The 17,792-nt window shown below is 43.0% G+C and carries 19 protein-coding genes and 1 other RNA gene; 13 read left to right on the plus strand and 7 right to left on the minus strand.

The features are described 5' to 3' along the window. Window positions 1-225: 225 nt before the first annotated feature. The 9 genes from ffs to SST62_RS0104125 all read left to right on the plus strand — a co-directional run bounded on the left by ffs (window position 226) and on the right by SST62_RS0104125 (window position 7,376). Window positions 226-315, plus strand: an RNA gene (gene ffs / locus SST62_RS1000000112050) — signal recognition particle sRNA small type. Window positions 316-509: 194 nt separating this feature from the next. After that, window positions 510-1,052 (plus strand): hypothetical protein, encoded by a 543-nt coding sequence (locus tag SST62_RS0104090; RefSeq protein ID WP_029186393.1) that lies wholly within the window; start codon window positions 510-512, stop codon window positions 1,050-1,052. A gap of 81 nt (window positions 1,053-1,133) precedes the next feature. Beyond that, window positions 1,134-2,483, plus strand: coding sequence for a glucose-6-phosphate isomerase (locus SST62_RS0104095; RefSeq protein ID WP_029186394.1), 1,350 nt, complete (start codon window positions 1,134-1,136; stop codon window positions 2,481-2,483). Between the two features lie 330 nt (window positions 2,484-2,813). Then, window positions 2,814-3,554, plus strand: a complete 741-nt coding sequence (locus SST62_RS0104100; RefSeq protein WP_029179484.1) for a metallophosphoesterase — start codon at window positions 2,814-2,816, stop codon at window positions 3,552-3,554. 106 nt (window positions 3,555-3,660) lie between these two features. Continuing rightward, on the plus strand, window positions 3,661-4,185 hold the full coding sequence (locus SST62_RS0104105) for a hypothetical protein (protein ID WP_029186395.1): 525 nt from the start codon (window positions 3,661-3,663) through the stop codon (window positions 4,183-4,185). Between the two features lie 110 nt (window positions 4,186-4,295). After that, on the plus strand, window positions 4,296-4,994 hold the full coding sequence (gene dapD, locus SST62_RS0104110) for a 2,3,4,5-tetrahydropyridine-2,6-dicarboxylate N-acetyltransferase (RefSeq protein WP_029186396.1): 699 nt from the start codon (window positions 4,296-4,298) through the stop codon (window positions 4,992-4,994). Window positions 4,995-5,003: 9 nt separating this feature from the next. Continuing rightward, window positions 5,004-6,131 (plus strand): N-acetyldiaminopimelate deacetylase, encoded by a 1,128-nt coding sequence (locus SST62_RS0104115; protein ID WP_029186397.1) that lies wholly within the window; start codon window positions 5,004-5,006, stop codon window positions 6,129-6,131. A gap of 41 nt (window positions 6,132-6,172) precedes the next feature. Further along, window positions 6,173-6,715 (plus strand): 5-formyltetrahydrofolate cyclo-ligase, encoded by a 543-nt coding sequence (locus SST62_RS0104120; protein ID WP_029186398.1) that lies wholly within the window; start codon window positions 6,173-6,175, stop codon window positions 6,713-6,715. After that, on the plus strand, window positions 6,699-7,376 hold the full coding sequence (locus tag SST62_RS0104125) for a rhomboid family intramembrane serine protease (RefSeq protein WP_029186399.1): 678 nt from the start codon (window positions 6,699-6,701) through the stop codon (window positions 7,374-7,376). The genes SST62_RS0104120 and SST62_RS0104125 overlap by 17 nt, the downstream gene beginning before the upstream one ends. 32 nt (window positions 7,377-7,408) lie before the next feature. On the opposite strand, the gene galU is transcribed toward SST62_RS0104125, so the two are convergent. Then, entirely contained in the window at window positions 7,409-8,308 is a 900-nt protein-coding gene (galU, locus tag SST62_RS0104130) for a UTP--glucose-1-phosphate uridylyltransferase GalU (RefSeq protein ID WP_029186400.1), read from the minus strand. 38 nt (window positions 8,309-8,346) lie between these two features. Beyond that, a complete protein-coding gene (locus SST62_RS0104135) occupies window positions 8,347-9,363 on the minus strand; it encodes an NAD(P)H-dependent glycerol-3-phosphate dehydrogenase (protein ID WP_029186401.1) in 1,017 nt (338 codons plus the stop codon). Between the two features lie 225 nt (window positions 9,364-9,588). Between SST62_RS0104135 and SST62_RS0104140 the strand changes: the two genes are divergently transcribed. The 3 genes from SST62_RS0104140 to SST62_RS0104150 are packed head-to-tail and all read left to right on the plus strand — an operon-like array spanning window position 9,589 to window position 13,522. Beyond that, window positions 9,589-10,038, plus strand: coding sequence for a MarR family winged helix-turn-helix transcriptional regulator (locus SST62_RS0104140; protein WP_029186402.1), 450 nt, complete (start codon window positions 9,589-9,591; stop codon window positions 10,036-10,038). Next, window positions 10,031-11,737: an ABC transporter ATP-binding protein gene (locus tag SST62_RS0104145; protein WP_029186403.1), complete on the plus strand. Its 1,707-nt coding sequence runs from the start codon at window positions 10,031-10,033 to the stop codon at window positions 11,735-11,737. The genes SST62_RS0104140 and SST62_RS0104145 overlap by 8 nt, the downstream gene beginning before the upstream one ends. After that, window positions 11,738-13,522: an ABC transporter ATP-binding protein gene (locus tag SST62_RS0104150; RefSeq protein ID WP_024407656.1), complete on the plus strand. Its 1,785-nt coding sequence runs from the start codon at window positions 11,738-11,740 to the stop codon at window positions 13,520-13,522. Window positions 13,523-13,604: 82 nt separating this feature from the next. On the opposite strand, the gene SST62_RS0104155 is transcribed toward SST62_RS0104150, so the two are convergent. The 3 genes from SST62_RS0104155 to SST62_RS0104165 form a co-directional block, all read right to left on the minus strand. Then, window positions 13,605-14,399 (minus strand): formate/nitrite transporter family protein, encoded by a 795-nt coding sequence (locus tag SST62_RS0104155; protein ID WP_029186404.1) that lies wholly within the window; start codon window positions 14,397-14,399, stop codon window positions 13,605-13,607. A gap of 82 nt (window positions 14,400-14,481) precedes the next feature. Continuing rightward, the gene (locus SST62_RS0104160; protein WP_029186405.1) at window positions 14,482-15,717 is read right to left on the minus strand and encodes an NAD(P)H-dependent oxidoreductase; all 1,236 of its coding nucleotides are present in this window, start codon (window positions 15,715-15,717) and stop codon (window positions 14,482-14,484) included. 15 nt (window positions 15,718-15,732) lie between these two features. Further along, entirely contained in the window at window positions 15,733-16,335 is a 603-nt protein-coding gene (locus SST62_RS0104165; protein ID WP_024384178.1) for an NADPH-dependent FMN reductase, read from the minus strand. 127 nt (window positions 16,336-16,462) lie between these two features. On the opposite strand from SST62_RS0104165, the gene SST62_RS0104170 reads away from it, so the two are divergent. Beyond that, complete coding sequence (locus tag SST62_RS0104170) at window positions 16,463-16,822, plus strand: YbaN family protein (protein ID WP_024384177.1); 360 nt, start codon at window positions 16,463-16,465, stop codon at window positions 16,820-16,822. A 552-nt stretch (window positions 16,823-17,374) separates the two neighbouring features. Here SST62_RS0104170 and SST62_RS0104175 read toward each other — a convergent pair. Then, the gene (locus SST62_RS0104175; RefSeq protein ID WP_029186406.1) at window positions 17,375-17,563 is read right to left on the minus strand and encodes a hypothetical protein; all 189 of its coding nucleotides are present in this window, start codon (window positions 17,561-17,563) and stop codon (window positions 17,375-17,377) included. A gap of 34 nt (window positions 17,564-17,597) precedes the next feature. Next, window positions 17,598-17,741 (minus strand): hypothetical protein, encoded by a 144-nt coding sequence (locus SST62_RS1000000112570; RefSeq protein WP_153309050.1) that lies wholly within the window; start codon window positions 17,739-17,741, stop codon window positions 17,598-17,600. Between the last annotated feature and the right edge of the window lie 51 nt (window positions 17,742-17,792).

Below are 17,792 nucleotides of genomic sequence, written 5' to 3' on the forward strand. Positions count from 1 at the left end.
GAAAAATACTTAAAAAATCCAATTCTATCAAGCGATTGAAGCGGATCGTGGAAAAATAAAGTGATAAAGTCGGGCTTGGAAGAATCCTGTGCTCAGATTATGCAAGATTTTTTCAGACAGAGGCGAGAAAAGCAAAAAGCTGAGAAAGAAGCCTTGAAGGCACAAGCCGCTTCGGATAGTTAGTTTGTAGTCCAAACTTGCACTTTCATCAATTTGTGTTATAATAATAAACGGAGCAACATTCGTGCGTGAAGCGGGTCAGGGGAGGAATCCAGCAGCCCTAAGCGAAGTCGGGTGTGTGCTCTTTTTGCGTGCAGTCTAAAAACCCTTTGGAATAAGGGAGCGTTTAGAAATAGGAGACAGCCTTTGTAGGTATTTTTGACTCCGTCTAGGGACTGATTTTTGAAATTTTCTATTGATTGATAGGAAAAAAAGAGTAAAATAGATTTCCACTTAAGAAAACTTTTTGTTAGCTCTGCTATTCTACTGAAGAAAAAGGAGGAAGGCCTATGTTTATATTTGCTTTTCCAGGTATGGGTAAAACGACACTTGCTAAGAAACATGCCAATGTAGTGGATTTAGAGCTGTCTGACATTAAGTACGATAATAGGAGCGTCAGCCATTTGACCAAGGAAGAACGGAAATCTACTCCTCGGCCTATTAAAGACAAGAATTATAAAAATATCTATGTAGACAAAGCCTATGCCTTGCATGAGGAGGGTAAGACTGTCCTTGTTGCAATGAATTTCCTACTGAGAATGTTATTGGTAATGCTTGTCCGTGGAGCTGTCCCGTTCCATATCTACATTCCGCATCCTCGTCTGAAAGCGGAGTACAGGCAGCGCTACATTCAACGTGGAAATAATGGTAAGTTTATTTTTGAAGTCATGACCATTTGGTATCCAACCCTTCTGCCTCTCTACCTACTGTCTAAGGTATGTCCCAGCTATATCAGCGTTACCCAGCAAGACGAGTATTTAGAAGACTATTATACAAGTGCGGTTTGCAAACAATTTTCAGAAAATAACATTCGAGCGAACTCCATTTCATGAAAATGAATGAAAATTGATAAATCCCTTGAAAAAAACATGATAAAGCGTTATCATATTATGGTACATAAATGGAGGAAAAACATGACACATATTACATTCGATTATTCAAAAGTCTTGGGCCAATTCGTTGGAGCTCAAGAAGTAGAATACATGCAACCACAAGTTACCCTAGCTGACCAAATGCTCCGTCAAGGAACTGGTCCTGGTAACGACTTTATCGGCTGGTTGGATTTGCCAGAAAACTACGACAAAGAAGAGTTTGCTCGTATCAAGGAAGCTGCAGCTAAAATCCAAAAGGAAAGTGAAGTTTTGGTGGTTATCGGTATCGGTGGTTCTTACCTTGGTGCTAAAGCAGCTATTGATTTCTTGAGCAATGCCTTTGTAAACTTGCAAACACGTGAAGAGCGTAAAGCTCCACAAATCCTTTACGCTGGAAACTCTATCTCATCAAGCTACCTTGCTGACTTGGTGGACTATGTGGCAGATAAGGATTTCTCAGTTAACGTGATTTCTAAATCAGGTACAACAACTGAGCCTGCGATTGCTTTCCGCGTCTTCAAAGAATTGCTTGTGAAGAAATACGGTCAAGAAGAAGCTAACAAACGTATCTATGCGACAACTGACAAGGCAAAAGGTGCTGTTAAGGTTGAAGCGGACGCAAATGGTTGGGAAACCTTTGTTGTTCCTGATGATGTCGGTGGCCGTTTCTCAGTCTTGACTGCAGTTGGTCTTTTGCCAATCGCAGCAGCTGGTGCAGACATTGATGCCCTTATGGAAGGTGCAAACGCAGCTCGTACGACTTACACTTCAGATAAAATTGCTGAAAACCAAGCATACCAATATGCAGCTGTTCGTAACATCCTTTACAGAAAAGGATATGTAACAGAAATCTTGGCTAACTACGAGCCATCACTGCAATACTTCAGCGAATGGTGGAAACAATTGGCAGGTGAGTCAGAAGGTAAAGACCAAAAAGGTATCAACCCAACATCTGCTAACTTCTCAACAGACTTGCACTCTCTTGGACAATTCATCCAAGAAGGAAACCGCAACATCTTTGAGACAGTGGTACGTGTTGACAAGCCAAGAAAAAATATCTTGATTCCTGAAATGGCAGAAGACCTTGACGGTCTAGGCTACTTGCAAGGTAAGGACGTTGACTTTGTAAACAAAAAAGCAACGGACGGCGTACTTCTTGCCCACACAGATGGTGGTGTACCAAACATGTTTGTGACCCTTCCACAACAAGATGAGTTCACACTTGGTTACACCTTCTACTTCTTTGAATTAGCGATTGCTATCTCTGGTTACCTCAATGCGATCAACCCATTTGACCAACCAGGTGTAGAAGCCTACAAGAAAAATATGTTCGCTCTTCTTGGCAAGCCAGGATTTGAAGAACTCGGTGCAGAATTGAACGCACGTTTGTAATAGAATGAAACTGAGGCTGGATTTAAGCCTGGCCCGCTTATCAGAGTTCGTGTTAACATCTCAGCGCAGTGGTTGATTGGGTTTAACAGTCCAGTGGACTGTTAAAGGTTGGAGATAAGATTTGCGAAGCAAATCTCAGCAGTTCGTGTTTCACACTCCAAATCTGACCTAACGACTGTTGCGAACAGAGTTCGCTTCATTTCCAACCTCAAAAGGTTCACTGAACCTTTTGAGCTGTGCGGGGGTGTGAGGACGAACTCTTTTCTATGTCTTGAGTTCTATCACACTCCCAGTTTTTCTTTCCTTTAGAAATGTGGTAGAATAGACTGTATGAAAAGAGAGTTTTTTGTAGTAGGAGATGTTCATGGTAAATTTGAACTCCTACTTGATATGTTGAAGAAATGGAATGAAGAGCGGCAACAACTGATTTTTCTAGGCGATTTGATTGACCGTGGAGAAAATTCAAAGGCCTGTCTAGAGTTGGTGCGACAGTTGGTCCGTGAAAAAGGTGCTATCTGTTTAACTGGTAATCATGAACGGATGTTTCTAGCTTGGTTACGCGATCCAGTTGATCGCTACGACCACTATCGGAGAAATGGTGGAGATACGACCATCAATTCCCTACTGGGGCGTCCCTTGGATGCACCGGTAGATGGCCTGGTAGATGCCAATGCGGTGATGGAACAATATGAGGACCTGATTGATTTTGTCAAATCTTGCCCCTATCACATAGAGACCGAGCACTATATCTTCGTCCATGCAGGGGTTGATTTGACCTTACCAGATTGGCGTGAAACCAATAATCATGATAAGGTTTGGTTACGCACCCCTTTCCATGAGGCTGACAATACCACAGGGAAAATGATTGTCTTTGGACACACCCCTGTTTACAATCTCTATCAGACCAAGCTCCGCATCAGTCAAATCTGGACTAGTCTGGATGGGAAAATGGGAATTGACGGAGGAGCTGTTTACGGCGGAGTTCTACACGGGATTGTGCTAGATGATACAGGTCTGGTGCAGGACTACATCGTCGGAGCTGTCAATCCGAGAAAAGAAATTGAAGATTAGATAATGATTGAAAATTAGGAGATAAAACTTCTAATTTTTTTAATTTTATACTTGACAACGCATATATATATATAATGGTAGTGTAAAACATTTTTTGGAGGTTTATATGAAAAAACTTACTTTCCTAACTTTGACTGCACTGTCAGTGTTTGCACTTGCTGCGTGTTCTACTACTGAACCAAGTAAAAAAGAAGCTACGGATACTTCTGGCAGTGTTTCGCAGTTTAGTTCTGAACAAGCAACTAGTACAAGCTACAAGGTAGGAGATACAATTGTATTTAAAGATGTAGCAGAAATTACAATTACGAATATTGCATGGACTGACGAACGAAATGAAGTGAGCGATATTGTTGCGAATAAAGTGCTTTTGGTAACCTATAATGTCACTAACTTGACTGATAAAGATTATGTTGTCGGTGAAGATATGGATTTGTATGTAAACAATAAAGTGACTGAAAGCTACCCAGTTGGAACAATACTCGAAACAATCGCACCTGGTAGAAGTATAGAAGGCGCAACAACCGCCTTTGCAGTAAACGAAGAGGGAACTTCTGAGTTAGAGGTTAAACCAGGGTTCCAGTTTAGTACAGATATAAAACCAGCAGTTGTAAAATTTGATTTACCACAATAACTTTAGGAGGCTAACTTAGCCTCTTTTTCAATTTTTTTATATTTCATCATCAAATTTTCAGAAAATTTTGATATAATAGAAAAAATATTATTTATAGATTGGAAAACATTATGACTGCACAAAAAATGACTGCCCAAGAAATCATTGCCTTTATCGGTAATGCTGTGAAGAAGACAACTGTTAAAGTCACTTTTGAAGGTGAATTGGCTGGCCCTGTTCCTGCTGAGGTGACAAAGCTTGGCAATGTCCTCTTCGGTGACTGGAAGGATGTCCAGCCACTTTTGGCAAACTTGACTGAAAATGTAGACTATGTGGTTGAGCAAGACGGCCGCAATTCGGCTGTGCCTTTGCTGGACAAACGTAATATCAATGCCCGTATCGAGCCAGGTGCCATTATCCGTGACCAAGTGACAATCGGTGATAATGCCGTTATCATGATGGGTGCGGTGATTAACATCGGTGCGGAAATTGGTCCAGGTACCATGATTGACATGGGTGCTATCCTTGGTGGTCGTGCAACGGTTGGTAAAAACAGCCACATCGGTGCAGGTGCGGTTCTTGCAGGTGTTATCGAGCCAGCTTCGGCTGAACCAGTGCGTGTTGGCGACAATGTTTTGGTCGGTGCCAATGCCGTTGTCATCGAGGGTGTACAAATCGGTAGCGGCTCTGTTGTCGCAGCGGGTGCTATTGTGACCCAAGATGTCCCTGAAAATGTTGTGGTAGCAGGTGTGCCAGCTCGCATCATCAAGGAAATCGACGCTCAAACCCAACAAAAAACAGCCTTGGAAGAGGCTTTGCGGACACTCTAAGAGGTAGTTATGCTAGATTTAATCGCGACACGCCGAGCCCTCCACCAGATTCCAGAGCTGGGCATGGAGGAGTTCAAGACCCACGCTTTTCTCATGGAGACCATTGAAGGTTTACTTCAAGACTGTTCTTTTGCTCAAGTGCGTACATGGAAGACAGGTATCTTGGTCTATCTGATAGGTTCTGCTCCTGAAAAGACCATCGGCTGGCGGGCAGATATTGACGGCCTGCCTATCGTGGAGGAAACGGACCTGGACTTCAAGTCCCTCCACCCAGACAGGATGCATGCCTGCGGACATGATTTCCACATGACCATTGCCTTGGGGCTTTTGGAGAAAATGGCAGAGCAGCAACCAAGAAACAATCTTCTCTTTTTGTTTCAGCCTGCGGAGGAAAATCTAGCAGGTGGTATGCTTATGTATGAAGCGGGTGCTTTTGGAGATTGGTTACCAGATGAATTTTATGGGCTCCATGTCCGACCAGACCTCAAAGTCGGTCAAATGGCCACCAACCGTGCGACCCTCTTTGCTGGGACCTGTGAAGTCAAGATACGGTTTACAGGAAAGGGTGGCCACGCAGCATTTCCCCATACCGCCAATGACGCCTTAGTGGCGGCCAGCTACTTTGTGACCCAGGTCCAGTCAGTGGTCAGCCGTAATGTCGACCCAATCGAGGGAGCGGTGGTGACCTTCGGCTCCATGCACGCAGGCACGACCAACAATGTCATTGCTGAAACGGCCTTTTTGCACGGCACCATTCGGGCCTTGACTCAAAATATGAGCCTCTTGGTGCAAAAGCGGGTGCGGGAAGTGGCAGAGGGAATCGCCCTGTCCTTTGGAGTGGACTTGGAGATCGAGCTCAATCCAAGCGGTTATCTGCCTGTGGAGAACAATCCCCAGCTGGCTGACGAGCTCATGACTTACTTTGATGGTGTTGACGGAGTGGAGATGATTGATTGTCCACCTGCCATGACGGGAGAGGACTTCGGTTACCTGCTTAACAAGGTGCCGGGTGTTATGTTCTGGCTGGGTGTGGATACGCCTTATCCCCTTCACAATCCTCGTCTCAGTCCCAAAGAGGAAGTGCTTCCCTTTGCTGTGGATAAGTTGAGCGATTTTTTGAAAATGAAAGCAAACTAGACTGGGGTTTCCAGTCTTTTTCTGAAAAGAAAGGAGTTCCTGTGGATAAAAAAGAAATTCGGCAAGAGGTCTTGCAGAGTTTGAAAGACCTAACTAGTAGTCAGCGAGCAAGATGGAGTCAGCAACTAACAGAAAGGCTCCTTTCATCTGACACCTATAAGTGCTCAAAGTCGCTTGGGACCTACCTTTCCATGCCCCATGAGTTTGACACTTCTTACCTGATTGAGCAGGCTCAAAAGGACGGCAAGCAGATTTTCATCCCTAAGACCTATTCACAAGGGCGTATGGATTTTGTAGAATATAATCCTGATGATTTGGTGAAATCTAGGTTTGGAGTTTGGGAACCTGGGACTTATTCACAACCTGTGGATAAGTCTGTGGTTAAGTTGATCCATGTTCCTGGTTTAGCTTGGAATCAAGCGGGTTTTCGAGTGGGCTATGGAGGCGGTTTTTATGATCGCTACCTAGCAGATTATCAGGGGGAGACGGTATCGACCTTGGCAGACTTTCAAGTCTATGATTTTGAACCAGATGTATTTGATATTCCAGTAAAGGAGTTGTTGATTTTTGAAGAACTTTTTTGATAAGCGCTATCCTGTGACCAATGCCTTGTTGGCAGTCACGGCTCTTGTTTTTCTTTTGATACAAGTGTTTCGATTTGGGCAGACCACCACAGCCTATACGATTTTTGAATTTGGTGGCATGTACGGTGAAATGGTACGATACGATCCGAGTCAGTTGTGGCGCTTGATTTCCCCTATCTTTGTCCACATTGGTTGGGAGCATTTTATCTTTAACAGCATTACCTTGCTTGGTTTGGGTTATCAATTAGAAGGACTGTTTGGGTCACGGCGCTTCTTTCTTCTCTATCTCTTGTCTGGGATAATGGGCAATCTTTTTGTTCTCTTCTTTACACCAGATGTAGTTGGTGCAGGTGCTTCGACCTCGCTCTTTGGTCTTTTTGCCGCTATGGCACTGTTGAGGAAATTTAGTCGTAGCCCTTATCTACAGGTTCTTGGTCAACGCTACATGGTCCTTGTGGGATTGAACTTGGTCTTGGGACTTTTCAATCCAACCATTAGCATGGCTGGGCATATTGGAGGCGCAGTAGGTGGTTGCTTGGTTGTGATTTTCCTTCCTCCACTTGTGGAAAAAAATCTCTTTACAGGGAAACAGATTTTTTACAGTTTCATTGGATATTTGGGCTTGCTTACCTTGCTATTAGGGATATTTTATTTGAGATAAGAAAAAAACTAGCATCATGCTAGTTTTTATTGTTATTCTGCGTCTTGGAATTGCTTAGCAAGATTGATGATGTAGCCTTTGACATCATCTTTGACCTGTGGATGGGTTAAAGCATAGTCGATGGACGTTTTCATAAAGCCGAATTTATCCCCAACATCGTAGCGTTTGCCTGTAAATTCACGGGCAAATACGCGTTGCGTTTTATTGAGAGTGTCAATGGCATCTGTCAACTGGATTTCATTTCCGGCACCAGGTTCTTGATTTTCCAAGATATTAAAGATTTCAGGAGTGAGCAAGTAGCGGCCGATGATGGCAAGATCAGATGGAGCATCTTCTGGTTTTGGTTTTTCCACAAAGGTTTCAACACTGTAAAGACCGTTGACTCCTTCACCATGAGGTGCGATGACACCATATGATGAAACTTCTTCATGTGGAACGGGCATCACTGCGATGGTAGAAGCATGCGTTGCTTCATAGTCTTCAATCAACTGTTTGGTGATTGGCTTAACAGACTCATCGGTGATATCCATGAGGTCATCGCCTAGCATCACGACAAAAGGTTCATTTCCAACAAAGGCTTTGGCTTGCAAGACGGCATCTCCCAATCCTTTTGGATAGCTTTGGCGGATGAAGTGAAGTCGGATGGCAGTTGCATCATCAACCAGTTTCAAGAGGTCATTTTTACCTTTTTCTTTTAGGTTGTATTCCAGTTCAAAATTCGAATCAAAATGGTCTTCAATGGAACGTTTTGATTTGTTAGTTACGACCAATATATCTTCGATGCCAGAACGAAGCGCTTCTTCGAAGATAAATTGGAGGGTTGGCTTGTCAACGATTGGCAACATTTCTTTGGCAAGGGCCTTAGTTGCTGGAAGGAAGCGTGTTCCCAAACCTGCTGCAGGGATAACGGCTTTTCTAACTTTTTTTGTCATGGTGCAATCTCCTTATTATTTTGTTAATGATTACTTTATTAAGACCATTCGTTTTCCTGGCGGAATTCACCAGACATGATTTCTTGGATTGCATCTTGGATGCTTGCCCCTTGGTAAATCACGCTGTAGATGGCTTGAGTGATAGGCATGTAAACATTCAATTCTTGAGCCAACTCATAGGCTGCTTTGGTAGTGGAAATCCCTTCGATAACCATGCCCATGTTGGCTTCGATGTCTTCGAGTTTCTCTCCCTTACCAAGCAAATCCCCTGCTCGCCAGTTACGAGAGTGAACAGACGTTCCTGTCACAATCAGGTCACCGACGCCAGAAAGTCCGCTGTAGGTCAGTGGGTTGGCTCCCATTTCCACACCAAGTCGGGTGATTTCAGTCAAACCGCGGGCAATAATCGCCGCCTTGGCATTGTCACCATAGCCCAGACCGTGAAGGGCACCCGCACCCACGGCGATAATATTTTTCAGAGCTCCAGCTGTTTCTACGCCGATGACATCGTTGTTGGTGTAAAGGCGGAAGTAGTTGTTGCTGAAGAGGTTTTGCACATAGGTGGCCGTTTCCAAGTCTTTAGAAGCAGCAGAAATCAAGGTCAAGTCACGGACAATGGTTTCTTCCGCATGGCTTGGACCAGAAACTACAACGATTTCCGAGCGGAGTTCCGCAGGAATCTCTTCTTCCAATACTTGAGAAAGACGCTTGTGGCTATCTGGCTCCAGACCTTTTGAGGCGTGCATGATAACCACCTTGTGCTTGAGGGCTTGGGCCACTTGTTTGGCAACTAATCGAGTAACCTTGGTTGGTACAACAAAAAGTACTGCGTCAACACCGTCAAGGGTTTCAGTCAAATCCTTGTAGCCTTTGATATTTTCATCTAGGATAACATTTTTGAAATAGCGTTTGTTAGTATGTTCTTTATTGATTTCGTCAATCTGTTCGGGAATATTTCCCCAAATACGGACAGTATGACCGTTATCGTTGAGAACTTGAGCCAATGCAGTCCCCCATGAGCCAGGTCCCAAGATAGCAATGGTTTGTTTGGTCATAGAAAATCCTTTCTAGTTGATTTGCTTTGCTTACATTATACCATAATCTATAGATAAAATCTTGTAAGTCATGTCAAATATTGCTGTAAGGAAGAAAAATATTAGCAGAATCTGTTTAAAAAAATTCATCCATTTTCAGAAAACAGGAGTTAAAATGATTGACAATAGTTCTTAGGGGAACTATAATAGTTCTCATGGTAATTATTTTCGCAGAAAGGAGCAATCATGGGACACACCATTGCGGATTTTCGGAATTTACTCAATCAAATTGAACAGATTAGTGAAGCCATTGCCAAGGAATACGATGTGGAGCACCTAGCAGGTCCACAGGGTTGGGCCTTGTGTTTCATAGCGGAACGGTCTGAAGTTGAAACCTTTGTCAAAGACATTGAAGCCGAGCTGAAGATTTCCAAATCCGTTACCAGTAATCTGGTCAAGCGAATGGAGAAAAACGGCTTTATTCAGGTTTTGCCATCTCAGGTTGACAGACGCTACAAGCAGGTGGTCTTGACAGAGAAAGGTCAGAGCAAGATTTGTCACCTAAAAGCCTTTCATGAGGAAATGCACCGCTCGCTTTTTCAGGGAATTCAGAAGGAAGAATTTCATCTGATCAAGCAGGTGGTGGATCAATTAAAAGAAAATATTCAACACTATAAGGAGAAGAATCATGTTTAAAGAAGCCATTTTACGTTACAAATGGTATGCCTTGGCATCAGTCTTGCTGACATCTATTGTTGTAGCGACGACTTTAATGCAGCCAAGTTATTTGCAGGATGTATTGACGGCTGTCTTGGCAAATGATAAGGATGAGATTGTCCGTGTGGGTAAGTTGCTCTTGGTGATTGCGGGAATTGGTCTTTTGGCTGGTCTGGTTAACACTATTGCTGCGGCGAAAATTTCACAAGGGGTGTCTGCGGATATTCGTGAGCAAACCTTCCGCAAGATTCAGAGCTTTTCTTATGCTAACGTCGAAGAGTTCAATGCGGGGAACTTGGTTGTTCGGATGACCAACGACGTGACCCAGATTCAAAACTTGACCATGATGCTCTTTACTATCTTGCTACGGGTTCCCCTCCTCTTTATCGGAGCCTTCATCATGGCGGTACGGACCATGCCAGAACTCTGGTGGATGATTATTCTCATGGTGGTCTTGATCATGGTCATCATGGCAGTTGTCATGGGGCAAATGGGGCCACGCTTTGGTAAATTCCAGTCCCTCATGGACAAGATGAACAGCATTGCCAAGGAAAATCTCCGTGGGATTCGTGTGGTTAAGTCCTTTGTCCAGGAGAAAAATCAATATGCTAAATTTAAAGAAGTATCCAATGAGCTTTTGGATCTCAACCTCTTTATTGGTTATGGTTTTTCTATCTTGCAACCTTTGATGATGTTTATCTCCTATATGGCGATTTTTGTGTCGCTTTATCTCGTTTCAGGGATGTTAGACACTAATATCGAAGCAGTTGGGGGCTTTACTTCCTTTATGAGCTACCTCATGCAAATCATGTTTGCCATTATCATGGCTAGCTTTATGGGGATGCAGGCTTCACGTGCTGCTATTTCCATTAAACGTTTGAGTGAGGTTTTAGATACAGAGCCAGCAATGACCTTTAAAGAAGGTGCAAAAGAGGACTTGGATGGACGGATTGTCTTTGACAATGTCAGCTTCACCTATCCGCATGACACTGAGCCAACTTTGAAAAATATCTCCTTTGAGATTGAGTCTGGTCAAATGGTCGGTGTGGTCGGTGCGACGGGTGCGGGTAAATCCACTCTTGCCCAGCTCATTCCGCGTTTGTTTGATCCACAAGAAGGGACTGTGTCAATTGGTGGACGTGATTTGAAAGACATCAGTCAGGAAACCTTGAGAGATACAGTGTCTATCGTTTTGCAAAAAGCTATTCTCTTCTCAGGGACCATTGCAGACAACCTGCGTCAAGGTGCACCTGGTGCAGATTTGAAACGTTTGGAGCGGGCCGCAGGTATTGCCCAAGCCAAAGAATTTATCGACCGCTTGGATGATACCTATGAGAGCCAAGTAGAAGAACGTGGAAATAACTTCTCAGGTGGTCAGAAACAGCGGATGTCCATTGCGCGTGGGGTGATTAGTGATCCTAAAGTCTTGGTGCTAGATGATTCGACCTCAGCTTTGGATGCTAAATCAGAGAAGTTGGTACAAGAAGCCCTCAACCATGATTTGAAGGGGACAACGACGGTCATCGTTGCTCAGAAGATTTCTTCTGTTGTCAAAGCTGATAAGATTTTGGTTCTTGATGAAGGTCGCTTGATTGGTCAAGGAACACACGCAGAATTGGTAGCGACAAATGATGTCTACCGCGAAATCTACGAAACACAGAAAGGGAAGGAAGAATAGATGAAAACACTTAGATTTTTCTGGTTTTATTTTAAACGCTATAAGCTGTCCTTTGCTGTGATTTTTCTAGCTATTGTGACGGCGACTTATTTGCAGGTTAAGACACCTGTTTTCCTTGGAGATGCGATTGCAGAGATGGGGAAAATTGGTCAGGCTTATTTTGCTTCGGTGCAAATGGGTCAGTCAGATTTCAAGCCTGACCTAGCTGATTTTAATGGGGTTATGCTCAATCTCTTGTTGGCCTATGTGGCGACGGTGGTATCAACCTTGATTTATACCCTGCTCTTTACACGCATCGTTGCTCATTCAACCAACCGCATGCGAAAAGGTTTGTTTGGCAAGTTGGAACGCTTGACAGTTGCCTTCTTTGACAGCCACAAGGATGGGGATATTCTTTCTCGTTTTACCAGTGATTTGGACAATATCCAAAATGCTTTTAACCAGTCCTTGACTCAGGTAGTGACCAATATCGCTCTTTACATCGGTATGGTTATCATGATGTTCCGTCAGGATACTCGTTTGGCTTTGGTAACTATCGCATCTACGCCAGTTGCCTTGATTGCCCTAGTGATTATCATTCGCCTGTCACGGAAATATACTGACAAGCAACAGGCTGCGGTGTCTAAACTCAATGCCTACATGGATGAGAAGATTTCAGGGCAAAAAGCGATTATTGTACAGGGTGTGCAGGAAGAGACGATTGATGGTTTCTTGGAGCTCAATGAAGAAGTTCGTCGCACAACTTTCAAGGGCCGTTTGTTTGGTGGGATTCTCTTTCCATTTATGAACGGAATGAGCTTGGTTAATACTGCCATTGTTATCTTTGCAGGCTCCAGCATTGTTCTCAACGATAGTTCACTGGAAACAGCTGCCGCACTTGGTCTGGTCGTGACTTTTGTTCAATATTCGCAACAGTATTACCAGCCAATCATGCAGATTGCATCTAGCTGGGCAGAATTGCAATTGGCTTTCACAGGTGCTCATCGTATTCAGGAAATGTTTGATGAGCCTGAGGAAGTCCGCCCGCAAAACGCTCCGCTATTTACCGAATTAAAAGAAGGTGTTGAAATTAAGGACATCGACTTTGGCTACCTGCCAGGTCAGAAGGTCTTGGACAAGGTGTCCATTTCAGCTCCTAAGGGCAAAATGGTGGCGGTCGTTGGTCCGACGGGGTCTGGTAAGACTACCATTATGAACTTGATTAACCGCTTCTACGATGTCAATGGTGGTAGCGTGGCCTTTGACGGTCGCGATATTCGGGAATATGATTTGGATAGTTTGCGGGATAAGGTCGGCATTGTCTTGCAGGAGTCAGTGCTCTTCTCTGGTACTATTGCGGACAATATCCGCTTTGGCGATGAGAGCATTTCGCAGGAAATGGTGGAAACCGCAGCTCGTGCCACCCATATCCACGACTTTATCATGAGCTTGCCAGAGGGTTATGAAACCTTTGTGACCGATGATGAGAATGTCTTTTCGACAGGTCAGAAACAACTGATTTCCATTGCCCGTACGCTCTTGACAGATCCACAGGTCTTGATTTTGGACGAAGCAACTTCAAACGTTGATACGGTGACGGAAGCCAAAATCCAAAAGGCCATGGAGGCTATTATCGCAGGACGGACCAGCTTCGTCATTGCCCACCGCCTCAAAACCATTCTTAATGCGGATGAAATCATCGTCCTCAAAGACGGAAAAGTGATCGAGCAGGGCAACCACAGCCAGCTCCTTAAACTCAATGGCTTCTACGCCGAACTCTACCACAACCAGTTTGTGTTTGAATAGTAAAAAATAACAGCCAAGATAAGCAGGCCACAATCCTTAAACTTTTAGGATGTGGTTTATCTTGGCTGTTTTTGTAGTATCATTACTGTTCAAGATGGTTGGTTTTGGTCTGATTGAGCCAAGCATAAGCAATTCCAATAAAGAGGCCGGCTCCAAGCCAATTTCCAAAGAAAACAACAATCCACTGACGAAGAATATTCACGGTGGTAAAGGTATCTACATTAGTACGAGCAGCATTAAAGGCTAAGAGCATGAATGATGCGAAATTAGCAACTAAGTGTTCGTTGATAAGGAAAACAAACATAAAAATAGCAGATACAATAACAAAGAATTTGGCGGATTGTTCCTTGAGTAGCATATACCCAAGGATAGCCATATTCACAAACATATTGGCAGTAATTCCCTCAAAGAAGTTACTCCAGTCGGATTTTCCTAGTTTGATGGTGACAGCGTTGACAACAAAACTTTCGTTAGATAAGTTAAGGTAGGAGAAGGACTGATTGAAAAGCCAAGCCAGAATGGTAGCACCTACAAAGTTGAAGAAGGTGCAGTAAAGTAACATCAGCGTTACTTTTTTCCAAGTAATTTGCTTATAATAGGCACCAGTCGTTAGATACATCATATTAGATGTAGCCAATTCGCCACCAAAAATAAGAACAAAAATCAGTCCGATAGCAAAGATAAAGGTAAAAACAAAACGCGATAGACTTGGGAATTGACTGGAGATGACATCAGCTCCAATAATACCAACAGCTGTTGACATGGTCAAATAAGCTCCTGCATACATGGAGCGTAAGGCATAACGGCTTAGACTTTCATCAAAAAGGGATTCTTTTTTTGAAACTGCAACCGAAATTTTTTCTTGAAATGGGGACATGGGGCCTCCTTGTGACATAATCATCAAAAATTTATTGAAAAATATAGTGGAAAGGGAGCCCCTTCCCACTAGTTTTTATTTGTTAGTGAGCAGATGCACCAGAATTGGCATCTGTCGGTGTGGAAGCTGTATGGGTACTACCTGTATCTGAAGCACCAGAGGTTGCATCAACATGGGCAGGAGATGCGGTGTTTCCTGTCCCCCCCACCAAGCGTTGTCCAGTGGTTTCAAGATACCAATCTAACCATGGCTTAAAATTAAAGATAATTTCATTGATGCCAGCGTAGGACCCGTCAGGATAGTACATAGCTTGGTAGTTATGAGTATTGATAATTTCAGGTGGTGTGCCTGGGACGATTGTTCGAACGTACTCTTGGTTACCATTACGTAAGGTTCCAACAACCCATTCGACATTCTTCATACGAGCAGGAGGTAGCGTACCGTGGACAGTTGACAGGCGATTTCCTACTTGAGCAAGTACCCGTTTACCCAACATGGTTTCAGGTTCTTGGTGGCTATTGTTGTAATAGAGGAACTGATTGTTATCATCTGCATAGGTCAACTCAAATGGCATGGCGTTGAGGAACATATTGAGTTGGTTAACTGTTAAAAGACCGTTATCTAATTTAACATACGTATCTCCCTCGACAGCGTTGACCAATTTAGAAGCCTTATCCAGCCAGTCTGGGTCATCTGGGTCCACACCTGTGATGGTCGTTGCGATTGGATGGGTACAGTCTAAATCTTCGGGTGCAATTGGCTTGGGTTGCTTCAATTTAGATACAACGCCGACATACTTGATAAAGTTGTCTAGACAGCTTTCCAAGAATTTCACAGTCCCTTCATTGATAATGTTCCCTTTATCATCAAAAGCTTCTTTCGCTTTACCAAGGAGGAATTCATTACCTGGTAACGTGTAGGCATTGACACCTGGAGCGTCCAAAATTTTTCTCAAGTGGACTTGAGCACGAGACGTTCCTTGGTCGTAGTAAGAAGCCCCGATAATCATAACTGGTTTATTTTCAAATGGATGTAAATTGAAACTGAGCCACTCTAGAGTACTCTTAAGAGCAGGTGTGATGGTGTGGTTGTGCTCAGGTGTAGCAATGATGACACCATCAGCACGTGTGATTTTGTTGTAAAGGTATTGGATCGCAAAACTATTAGACTGGTCTTCGTCCTGATTGAACATTGGGACATCTTTGATTTCCAAAAGCTCTAATTCAAATTTTACTTTAAAGTGGCGTTGAATAAATTGCAATAGCATGCGGTTATAAGATTGGTCTGCATTAGACCCGACAATTCCGACAAATTTCATGATTATTCCCCTCTCTTACAAGTTTTCCCAGTCAAAGTTTTCAGCTTCTTTTTGAAGTAACTCTTTGGCGCTAGACAGTTTACTTGTCATCTTGACAAAGAGACGGAAGTCATCAAAGATGGCATCCAGTTTTTGACTGATTTCTAAATCAATGAGCTCACCGTTTGTATCAAAGGCTTTCATGGAATGAGATAGTAAGAACTCATCTGGTAAAACAGTAGCTTTGAGTTCAGGAGCATTGAGAATTTGGCGCAGTTGCAATTGAGCACGGGAAGAACCGAGTGTTCCGTATGAGGCACCTGTAATCATAACCGGCTTGTTAAGCATAGGGTAGACTCCATATGATACCCAAGCTAGTGCATTCATAAGAACAGCGGGGATCGAGTGGTCATACTCAGGTGTTCCGATGATGACACCATCAGCACTTTCAATCTTCGCAACTAATTCTTTAACACTTTCTGGCAGTTCACGATTAGCCGGTTTATTGAAGACTGGAAGGTCCTTGATTTCAACCAATTCAATATCTGCCTTGTCAGCAAAATGCTGTTTGATGTACTGCAAGAGTTTGCGGTTGGTTGAGCGAGCGGAGTTGGTTCCGACAAGTCCTAGAAGTTTCATAGCATCTTCTCTCTTTTCTAAATGTAATATCCTTATCATACCAGTTTACAGGGTGGAAAGCAAGCGTTTTCCTAAACCATACAGAAAATGTTTAAACAATCACGAACTCTTTTGGTATAATAGTATTATGAAAAAAATTGTTTATCTAGTAGCTGGTTTTGTTAGTCTTGCTATTGGCATGATTGGGATTGTTCTACCTATCATTCCAACAACGCCTCTTTTACTTTTGGCTGGATTTTGTTTTGCTAGAAGCTCTAAAAATTTTGAAAAATGGCTACGCAATACAAAAATTTATCAATTTTACGTAGCGGATTATGCTGAAACCAAAGCCATTTCCCGTAAACGGAAAAAACAAATTATCTGGCAAATCTACATACTCATGGGGATTTCCATTTGGTTGGCTCCTGTACTATTTGTCAAAATTGGACTTGGCTTGCTGACAGTCTTTATTACTTACTATCTTTTTTGGGTTATACCAGAGAAATAGATCCAGACTTGCGGACGAAATCATCGTTCTCAAAGACGGAAAAGTCATCGAGCAAGGCAACCACAGCCAGCTTCTCAAGCTTAATGGTTTCTACGCCGAACTCTACCACAACCAGTTCGTGTTTGAATAATATCCTTCGAAAATCAGAGCCAGACTTTGTTGCTGGGACGGCTTCAATGAAGGTTTTCAGTCTGATTACTGGAAATTATAGTCATTTAGTTTATCTTTGATTACTTCGTTAACTCGCTTTGCCGTACTCCAGTACAGCCTGCAGCTCGTTGCCTTGTACTAAAAGCAAACTAAACGACTATATGTGAAGAACAGAGGTTTATTTACATCTGCGTCGCATAGTCCGATTTTGATTTTCATTGAGTAAGAACGTGAACAGCAAAAACCAGTCAATCTATTTCTGTGATTGACTGGTTTTTAAGTATGTGTTCTACAAGACTTCAAGTTTAAGATAGATAACTTGATGCATTCAGTCTTGTATAGATTTTCTTGGAATGTTTTCTTGTTCATCTGATGTAGTTTATTTGCAATTTCTTTGTATGACTAGGTGTCATTTTTGGTTACTAAGAGATAAGCAACTGAAAAACCGACACTAATCCCTAAGGTAATCCACCATTTGAAGGGTTGGTGCAAGATCCAAGAGCGAAGTCCACTAAGTAGGAAAACAACTAGGTGTAGACCAATCAGAGTGAAAACTGTCGATGTTTTATGAAAGAGCTTGGTTCGTTTCATAACTGTTTTCCTTTCCCCAATGCTCTATGTGGGATTAAAATAGAAAAGAAAGTGAACTTGCCAGAGCAATAAGTAGGAAAATCCCTTTCCAAATTGGGAAATCTTTCTGAATGAACTTGTCCCCGTACAATGCAAGGGCTAGAGAAATCCAGAGAATGATTATTTTCAAGTAAACCATGGTGAGCACCTCCTAAGAAAGGGGTTGAATTTATCTGTGAGATTAGTAGAT

Origin of the sequence: Streptococcus suis YS56 (assembly GCF_000440115.1) — a bacterium.
Classification (GTDB): domain Bacteria; phylum Bacillota; class Bacilli; order Lactobacillales; family Streptococcaceae; genus Streptococcus; species Streptococcus suis_L.